We start from the raw sequence: 8,981 nt of genomic DNA, 5'->3' as shown, positions 1-8,981 counted from the left end.
CCTCGACCGCATGGGCCCTCATCGCTTCCATCCGAATGATCACCCGGCGAACCGCAACCTATTGCCTTGCTTGAGAAACTTCCGAATCAGGCACTTAGATGGATGACACTGAGTTCAAGGAAACGGTGATGAAAAACACCGTCGTAGTGCTGAAGCGCCTATTTCCGAATGAGGCGCGATCGTACGCAGCGATATTACAGCGTACGAGAACGGGCAGTGCAAAGGTGAGTTATAAACTCAGATCATTTAAGGCTTTTTTACTAGCGGTAGGGCGCCAACCCTCACCCGAATACACAATCGACCGCAGTGACACCTACGATCCAGAATATGCGCCGGGGAAAATTCGATGGGCGTCCCCGAAGGAGCAGGCCAACAATCGAAAAACGACGATACGCCTTCGCGGCGAAAATGGCGAAATATGGCCTCTGACAACATGGGCCAAAAAGACAGGGCAGAACCCAGCGACCCTCAGAAAGCGGCATAGCCGGGGTTGGTCAGATATTGACGTCATAAAAGGAAAGCGCCGGATTTCTGACCGCGATAGGCATCAACGTGCCGGATTAAAAGGCGAAAGCGAATGGCCAGATGGCCTTAAAATCTCGGAATGGGAAACGCCATATCAAGACTGGATAAGAACACGCGGCAAAGCTCTGAAAGAGGATACCCGCCTGGTTTTTTTCGCATGGGTGGCGATGGGGGCCATGGCGTGGTTCGAACGAGAGCTTGCGAAACAGTTTCCATCCTCATTTGGACCAGAAGCTACACCCGATGATGACCCAGAAATCGATGATATGCCGCTCTACCAAGACTACTGTCGAAGGCGCGCTTTATTGCAGGCCGTTCTGCGCCAGCTCTCTGCCTCCGAGCGCGCCAACCTTCAGACCTTACGCAAACGGATCATATCTAATCCCAAGGATGCTGTGTCGAAATCGACAACCAGAAGGTCAATTTAGTACAATAACTTGTGCTGAATATGCAACGCCTTGCAAAGCCGCTTACATGTCAACACCAGGGTAGGCGATCTGAAACATCCAGTGAGCGAGCACCGAGATGGAGTGGCCGTCGCCGTAACCCTCCATTGCTTCGCTACCTTGACTGGACCAGCCCCCAAGCCTCGCGGCAATGTCATGTGGCGTGCCAGCTGCTCGCATTGCATCCCGGAAATTGTGCCGTAACGAATGGAAACTCGCCCGCTTGTCCGAAATCGAAATTCTAACAACCCGCGCCAGCCGCTTTTGAGCGGCATTTGAGGTGCCAGCGACGGCGGGCGCGTCGCGCAGCAGCATTTGGTCCGGCTGGCGGCAGTGGGTTAAATTCAGCAAGCCACGCTCAATTAGTAACGGATGGATTGGAACATCGCGCCGTGAGGCATCTGTTTTCAGTTCTCGGAACGTGTTTGGACGCACGCGGAAAACCCAGATGTCGCACATCTTCTCAATGTCGTTGACCGCCAGACCGGCTATTTCGCCCAGCCGCATCCCGTTGAGCAGGGCTATTCTCACCATCCAATAGGTCCACGAAGGGCAGTCCTGGCCATCAGGTTCCGTTGCAAATAACAGGGCGTTGATCTCTTCCGTGGTCAGTGGGCGTTTAGGCTTCTCGCTCGGTTGGGGCGGCCCTTTAATGCCCTGGGCGGGGTTGCGCGCCACCATTTCCTCACGCTCCAGCCATTTGAACAGGCTGCTCAACAGCTCAACGTACAACATGACGCTCTTTGCCGAGAGCTTGGGCAACCCCTGCCTGTCGCCAAGCGCCGTTGCATCCACGATCGGAACGCCAGGAAAGTGCTTAGGTGCGTTAGCTGGCATTTTCATGAGCGCATCACGACAGGCCCGAACATCTTCCCGGCGAATGGACCCAATCAAGCGATCAGGACCGAGTATTTCCTCGATTGCACGGAAGCGAAAGTCCCACGCAGCGCGCGTTTTCGCCGCGACACCTGAGCGTTCGGGGTCATTTTTGTATGCTGCAATGGCCGCGCGAACCGTTAGCGGCACCGATAGCGGTTGTGAACCGTCCACCCCCGCAAATATGGGGTCGACCGTCGCCACCGTCCTGCCCGCCAGCCGACCCGAGCGTCGCCCTAGATGCTCTAGCCACGCCTGCTGGACGGCTTCGCTCAGCCTCAGCAGTTCCGGGTTACCATCATGTACCTTTCGCCCCGCCCAGGCAGCAAAGGATTTTGCAACGCGTTGCACCGAAGCATCTTCGACGCTCTGTCCAACCAGCGACGCCTCCTCATCCACCGCATCTCTTTCTGCCTCACGGTCGGCTGGCAAAAGCGGCAACGGTCCCGCGTCCACTTCCATCTTGTGCAGAAATGCGCGAGCGAGGTGCAGCAGTTCCTCATCATTGAGCGGTGCGGCTGAGGCACGCCCAAGCTCGGCCTCCGCTTCAAGAAAGCGCCTATCGATAGCCACGCGCTCAATCCGCGCGAGACGACAGGCATCGGCATAGCCAACTGCTCCAAACGACTTCCAAATTTCTGTTTTGCCGAGATGAGCACGTAGCCGATCGGGCACACGGACCCTGACGCCCCAGCTTCCGCCGCGCGAGATGAGGCCCGCTGGCTTAGCCATTTCCTCGCCGCCTTGTGTAGCAGCTTTGCGTAGCAACTTGGGAAGTTTTTCGTTGGCCATAGCGCAAATTAGCGCATTTCAGCCACTTTCGGAAGCACTGGCGGAGAGGGTGGGATTCGAACCCACGGTACGGTTGCCCGTACACCGCATTTCGAGTGCGGCGCATTCGACCACTCTGCCACCTCTCCATGAAGTGCCGTGCGTCAGGCGGCGTGAGCCGCCCCGGTCGAGGACCGCGCCACTAGCGTAGGATTCGGGGCTTGCCAAGCGGAAAGAGGAGTTATCCCCAGCCTGATATTCCCCAAAAGCCTTGCTTGTTTCGCAAGTGCCGCAAACCTATATTCGCTCCATGTCCATCCATGTCGAAAATACGAGCTACTTTTCTCCCCAGGCCGGCCGTCAGATTTCCGTACCGGCCGTGAGCGAGGCGCTCTTTGCGATCGGTGACGTGGTGCGCCATCGCCTGTTCGGGTTTCGCGGCGTGGTGTTCGATATCGATCCGGTCTTCGCCAATAGCGAGGAATGGTATGAATCCATTCCCGAAGACATGCGGCCCCTGCGCGAGCAGCCGTTTTATCACCTCCTCGCCGAGAACGATGAAAGCAGCTACGTCGCCTATGTCAGCCAGCAGAACCTGGCCGCCGATGCCGAAGCCGGGCCGGTAGACCATCCGTCGCTGCGCGAGATGTTCGACGGGTTTGCCGACGGGCGCTATCGCCTGCGGCGCAGCCTGTCCCACTGACCGGCCGAAACAAACGAAAAAGGCGCCGTTTCCCCGGGGAAGCGGCGCCTTTTTAGCATATGTGAAACCTTCAGGCTTTCAGCTTCCAGCCCGTGCGCAGCAGGGCATAGAGGCCAAGGCCGAGGACCAGATTGAGCACGCCCAAACCGATCGCGCCATGCAGCACGGCCATGTTGCTGCTGCCGATATCGCTTTGCCCCAGAAAGCCATAGCGGAAGCCCGAGATCACGTAGAAGATCGGGTTCATCCGGCTGACCGTCTGGAACGCCGGCGCCAGGCGATCGATCACATAGAACGTGCCCGACAGCATCGACATCGGCGTGATGATGAAGTTGGTTACAGCCGCGTTGTGATCGAACTTTTCCGCCCACAGCGAAGTTGCCACGCCGATCAGCGACAACAGGATCGCCCCCATCAGGCCAAACCAGATGACGGCCCAGGGATGGCGCACTTCCAGCGACACGCCCGGCCAAAACATCATCGCGGCCGCCACGGCCAGGCCGACCAGGATCGCGCGCGATACGGCGGCGCCCACCAGGGCGGCAAGCAGTTCGCCTTCGGAAACCGGCGGCATCAGGTAATCGATGATCGTGCCCTGGATCTTGCCCCCGAGCAGGCCGAAGCTGGCGTTGGCAAAGGCATTGTTGATCATGCCCATGGCGATGAGGCCCGGCGCCACGAAGCTGGCAAAGGGCACGCCCAGCACCACGCGGCCACCGCCGCCCAGCGCCAGGGTAAATATCATCAGATAAAGCAGCGTGGTTACCGCAGGTGCCCAGATCGTCTGGGTCTGCACCTTGAAGAAACGCCGCACCTCCTTCATATAGAGGGTCCAGAGCCCGACACTGTTGAAGCTGCGGAAAATCGGCTGTCCGGGCGGTGGAAAACCGGCTAGATGCCCGTAGGCATGACCGGCAGCGGTGCCAGCAAAGGCATCTGCCGGTTCAAGCGGTTTCGTTTCTCCGGTGGGGGACGGGAATTGGTTGGCCATAACCGGCGCGGTATCGCGCGCGGAGGCCGATGGCAAGATGATGAAAGGGCAAGGGACGCACCCCTTGGCCCATGCAAGGGTTTTCGAACGGATGAGCTGGACCGACGAGCGGATCGAGAAACTGACCAAGATGTGGGAAGGCGGCGCAACCGCCAGCCAGATCGCCGAAGAGCTTGGCGGGGTCAGCCGCAACGCCGTGATCGGCAAGGCCCATCGCCTGGGTCTGAAGGCGCGCCCTTCCCCGGTCAAGGCAAACGACAAGAGCGAGCCTGCGGCCGCCGCGCCCAAGCCGGCAAAGCCTGCAGCGCCGCCCGCGCCGCCGGTTGCCGAAGCGCGCCCGGCCGCACCCAAGCCGACGCCTGCGCCCGCCCCGGTTGAAGCACGCCCTGCGCCAGCGCCGCGCCCTGCGCCAGCCGCGCCCGTTGCCTCCCCTCCGCCGGCCGCCAGCACTGCTCCGGCCGGCGACGCGGCGCCTGCGCCCGCAGCGCCAACGCCCCGTGTGGTTTCGGTTGGCCCAGGCGGCTTCCTGCGCCAGGGCCCCGGCGATCAGCAGGCACCGATCCCGCCTGCGCCGCCGCGTCGCCTGGTGCCGGCACGGCCCAGCCCGGAAATCGCCGACAAGACCAGCCTGCTCGATCTCAACGATCGCATCTGCCGCTGGCCGATGGGCCACCCGGGTGAACCTGACTTCCATTTCTGCGGTGAGAAGGTGAACCCTGGGTTCCCCTACTGCGTGGAACACTGCGGTCGCGCCTATCAGGCGCAACTGCCGCGTGGCCACCGCCGCCCGCCCCCGCCGATGCCGTTTGGCGGGCCGCGCGTGCGCTGAACCATCCGTAATCCAGCAGGGCCTGACGCCCGGTTACCACGGTTCTACGCAAGGCCGCGACCCTTAACCGGGTTGCGGCCTTGTCGTTTTGCCGGCCATGGGGAAACACGATCACCGGCGGGCCGAGAGCCCATTTCAGCGCCTGTGGCACAGGCTTGGCCTGGCGGGAGACAATGCCGCAGCCGGCGATCTTGCAGAAACGGCCGAGGCGCTTGCCGGTCGGCGGGCCTTGCTGGCACGGCTGGCGGCGCTGCTGGTAGAGCACGACCTGCCGATCAGCCCGTTCACGCTGGTGATGGCGCATGATTGCGTCACTGGCGCAAACCCTCGCCTGGCCGAATTGCTGGTACAACGCATCGCCGCCGGCCTGCCGATGGACCTTGCCTGGCTGGAACAGGCGCTACGCCATCCGGCGCAGGACATGGCCGCCGAACAGCTCGTCACCCTGCTGTGCCACGTGCGCGAAAGCCTGACCGCGTTCGATCGCAGCACGCACGATGCCATGCAGGCCAGCGACGACTTTTCCGACAGTCTGCAAAGCCACCTGGCCGACATGGCACAGGCCGGCGCCGACGAGGCACTGGTGCGCAAGCTGGCCGATGCCGCCCGCGCCATGCTGGTTCAGGCAAGCCAACTTCATGCCGAACTTGCCGCCAGCCGCAAGCGCAGCGCCGAATTGCAGAGCACGCTGGAACAGGTTCAGCGCGTTGCCGATGAAGACCACCTCACCGGGCTGGCCAACCGCCGCGCGTTCGAGCGCCAGTTTGCCCAAGCGCTGGATCTGGCGCGCCGCACGGCCGCGCCGCTGTGCCTGGCGGTGGTGGATATCGATCATTTCAAGCACATCAACGATCGCCACGGCCATGCTGCCGGTGATCGCGTGCTCAAGGTGATTGCTGAAACCATCGCCACGCTGCGCGATTGCGAATGCTTTGTCGGCCGCATTGGCGGGGAGGAATTCGGCGTGCTGTTTCCCGGCCATAACCCCGGCCAGGCGTTGGCCCTGCTCGATGGCGCGCGGGCCCGGGTTGCCGAACGACGCATGATCAACCGCAGCACCGATGTTCCGTTCGGCCTGGTCACCATTTCCGGCGGCATTGCCGATGCCGTGGCCTGTGGCGACCTGGAAAGCGCACTCAGCGCGGCAGACGGCGCGCTCTATGCCGCCAAGAACGCCGGGCGCAACCGCGTCATGCTGACCGACCGCGCGCAGCCGGCCGGGCAACGCGCCAGGCCCTGACGCAAGAAAGGCCCGCACCGGGCGGTGCGAGCCTTCCTTGTTGCCATCAGGCCGGAATGCCTTAGTCGTCAGACTTGAGGAACGCCGGCATGTGATCGGGAGCCGGGCCTTCGTCGCGGTCACGACGGGGGCGATCGCCACCTTCGCGACGCGGACCACGATCGCCATCGCGGCGCGGGCCACGATCGCTGCGCGGGCCACGACGGTCACCACCGCGATCACCGCGGTCGCCACGATCACCGCGCGGTTCACGCGGTTCGCGCGCCGGGCGGGTATCTTCCAGCGCTTCGCCAGTTTCCTGGTCCACTACGCGCATCGACAGGCGCACCTTGCCACGGTTGTCGATCTCGAGGACCTTGACCTTGACTTCCTGGCCTTCCTTGACGACGTCGCCGGGCTTTTCCACGCGCTCGTTCTTCATTTCCGACACGTGGACGAGACCGTCCTTGCCGCCCATGAAGTTCACGAAAGCACCGAAATCGACGATGTTGACGACCTTGCCGTTGTAGACCTTGCCGACTTCCGGTTCTTCGACGATGCCGAGAATCCAGTTCTTGGCCGCTTCGATCTGCGAGAGATCGGACGACGAGATCTTGATCAGGCCTTCGTCATCGATGTCGACCTTGGCGCCGGTTTCCGCGACGATTTCGCGGATGACCTTGCCGCCGGTGCCGATCACTTCGCGGATCTTCGACTTGTCGATCTGGAGCGTCTCGATGCGCGGAGCATGGGCCGACAGCTCGTTACGAGCCGAACCCAGCGCCTTGGTCATTTCACCCAGAATGTGCGCGCGGCCTTCCTTGGCCTGGGCCAGGGCCTTGCGCATGATTTCCTCGGTGATCCCGGCGATCTTGATGTCCATCTGCAGCGAAGTGATGCCTTCGCTGGTGCCGGCCACCTTGAAGTCCATGTCGCCCAGGTGATCTTCATCACCCAGGATGTCGGACAGGACGGCAAAGTCCTTGCCTTCCAGGATCAGGCCCATGGCGATGCCCGAAACCGGGCGCGCGATGGGAACGCCAGCGTCCATCATCGACAAGCAGCCGCCGCACACCGTGGCCATCGACGAAGAGCCGTTGGATTCGGTAATGTCGGACAGCACGCGGATCGTGTAGGGGAACTCGTCCTTGGTCGGCAGCACCGGGTTGAGCGCGCGCCAGGCCAGCTTGCCATGGCCCACTTCGCGGCGACCGGGGGCGCCAAAGCGGCCCACTTCACCCACCGAATAGGGGGGGAAGTTGTAGTGCAGCATGAAGCGCTGATAGCTCAGGCCGTCGAGCCCGTCGATCATCTGCTCTGCATCCTTGGTGCCAAGGGTGGTGGTGCAGATGGCCTGGGTTTCGCCGCGGGTGAACAGCGACGAACCGTGGGTGCGCGGCAGGAAGCCAACGATCGATTCGATCGGGCGAACCTGGGTGACGGTGCGGCCGTCGATACGCTGGCCATCCTTGATGATGGCGCCGCGCACGATTTCGGCTTCCAGCTTCTTGAGCGTCTTGATCGCCACCATCTGCGTCTGCGGGGTTTCATCCGCAAACAGCGTCTTGGCCTTGGCGCGCACGTCGTTCAGGGCGTTCGAACGGGCCGACTTGTCGGTCAGCTTGTAAGCCGCCGCGATATCGGCGCCAACGCCCTTCTTGAGCTTGGCCTTGATGTCGGCGGTGTTGTCCGACAGGTCGATTTCCCAAGGATCCTTGGCGGCCTTTTCGGCCAGCTCGATGATCGCGCCGATTACCTTGCGGCTTTCGTTGTGGGCAAAGACCACCGCGCCGAGCATTTCCTCTTCGGTCAGTTCCTTGGCTTCCGATTCCACCATCATCACGGCAGCGTCGGTTGCGGCAACCACCAGGTCGAGGCGGCCAGAGGCAGCTTCGGACAGCGACGGGTTGAGCTGGTATTCGCCGTCCTTGAAGCCGACGCGCGCAGCGCCGATCGGGCCCATGAACGGCACGCCCGAGATGGTCAGCGCGGCCGAGGCGGCAACCAGCGCGACGATATCGGGTTCGGTCTCGCCGTCATAGCTCATCACCTGGCAGATGACGTTGATTTCGTTGTAGAAACCTTCGGGGAACAGCGGGCGCACCGGACGGTCGATCAGGCGCGAGACCAGCGTTTCCTTTTCGGTGGCGCCGCGTTCACGCTTGAAGAAGCCACCGGGGATGCGGCCAGCTGCGGAAAACTTTTCCTGGTAGTGCACGGTCAGCGGGAAGAAGTCCTGGCCTTCCTTCACCGACTTGGCGGCAGTCACCGCGCAAAGCACAACGGTTTCGCCATAGGTAGCCAGCACGGCACCATCGGCTTGGCGCGCAATGCGGCCAGTTTCCAGAGTGAGGGTCTTTCCGCCCCACTCCAGCGATACGGTCTTGACGTCGAACATGAATATTCCTTCGCCCCACGGGCCCTATTGCCGGCGGGATTTGCTGCCGGGGTGCCGTCCCGGTCCGGTGTGGGGCTTGGCCCCGTGGTGCCTGCGCCGAATTGCGCGAGGCGCCTTTGCCTTACCATGGATTGCGCCAGCGCCGAATGCCTTTTGCATCGGATCGTGGCCAATCCAGGCCTGTCTGCCTTGATAGGCAGATCTACAAACAAAACGGTCCGCC

The 8,981-nt window shown here is 62.1% G+C and carries 7 protein-coding genes and 1 tRNA gene; 4 read left to right on the top strand and 4 right to left on the bottom strand.

All coding sequences use genetic code 11. The features are described from left to right. Positions 1–98 precede the first annotated feature (98 nt). Positions 99–953 (top strand): hypothetical protein, encoded by an 855-nt coding sequence (locus tag ABIC78_RS20785; protein ID WP_354491818.1) that lies wholly within the window; start codon positions 99–101, stop codon positions 951–953. 42 nt (positions 954–995) lie between these two features. Here the strand turns inward: ABIC78_RS20785 and ABIC78_RS20780 are convergent, their stop codons facing one another. Continuing rightward, positions 996–2,639 (bottom strand): tyrosine-type recombinase/integrase, encoded by a 1,644-nt coding sequence (locus ABIC78_RS20780; RefSeq protein WP_354491816.1) that lies wholly within the window; start codon positions 2,637–2,639, stop codon positions 996–998. A 38-nt stretch (positions 2,640–2,677) separates the two neighbouring features. Beyond that, a tRNA-Ser gene (locus tag ABIC78_RS20775) sits at positions 2,678–2,767 on the bottom strand. A gap of 161 nt (positions 2,768–2,928) precedes the next feature. On the opposite strand from ABIC78_RS20775, the gene hspQ reads away from it, so the two are divergent. Next, a complete protein-coding gene (gene hspQ, locus ABIC78_RS20770; protein ID WP_022677885.1) occupies positions 2,929–3,321 on the top strand; it encodes a heat shock protein HspQ in 393 nt (130 codons plus the stop codon). A gap of 70 nt (positions 3,322–3,391) precedes the next feature. On the opposite strand, the gene ABIC78_RS20765 is transcribed toward hspQ, so the two are convergent. Next, the gene (locus ABIC78_RS20765; protein WP_354491820.1) at positions 3,392–4,186 is read right to left on the bottom strand and encodes an ABC transporter permease; all 795 of its coding nucleotides are present in this window, start codon (positions 4,184–4,186) and stop codon (positions 3,392–3,394) included. 217 nt (positions 4,187–4,403) lie between these two features. On the opposite strand from ABIC78_RS20765, the gene ABIC78_RS20760 reads away from it, so the two are divergent. Together ABIC78_RS20760 and ABIC78_RS20755 are read left to right on the top strand one after the other, a co-directional pair. After that, positions 4,404–5,141 carry a GcrA family cell cycle regulator gene (locus ABIC78_RS20760; protein WP_354491813.1) on the top strand — a complete coding sequence of 246 codons (738 nt, stop codon included), beginning with the start codon at positions 4,404–4,406 and terminating at the stop codon, positions 5,139–5,141. Positions 5,142–5,238: 97 nt separating this feature from the next. Continuing rightward, positions 5,239–6,381: a GGDEF domain-containing protein gene (locus tag ABIC78_RS20755; RefSeq protein ID WP_168350840.1), complete on the top strand. Its 1,143-nt coding sequence runs from the start codon at positions 5,239–5,241 to the stop codon at positions 6,379–6,381. A gap of 61 nt (positions 6,382–6,442) precedes the next feature. On the opposite strand, the gene pnp is transcribed toward ABIC78_RS20755, so the two are convergent. Beyond that, positions 6,443–8,758 (bottom strand): polyribonucleotide nucleotidyltransferase, encoded by a 2,316-nt coding sequence (pnp, locus tag ABIC78_RS20750; RefSeq protein ID WP_062788476.1) that lies wholly within the window; start codon positions 8,756–8,758, stop codon positions 6,443–6,445. Positions 8,759–8,981 lie beyond the last annotated feature (223 nt).

The organism is Novosphingobium sp. 1529, assembly GCF_040544855.1.
Taxonomy (GTDB): Bacteria; Pseudomonadota; Alphaproteobacteria; order Sphingomonadales; family Sphingomonadaceae; genus Novosphingobium; species Novosphingobium capsulatum.
Note: the sequence above shows the minus strand (reverse complement) of the source record. Positions and strands in the feature narration are given on the sequence as shown.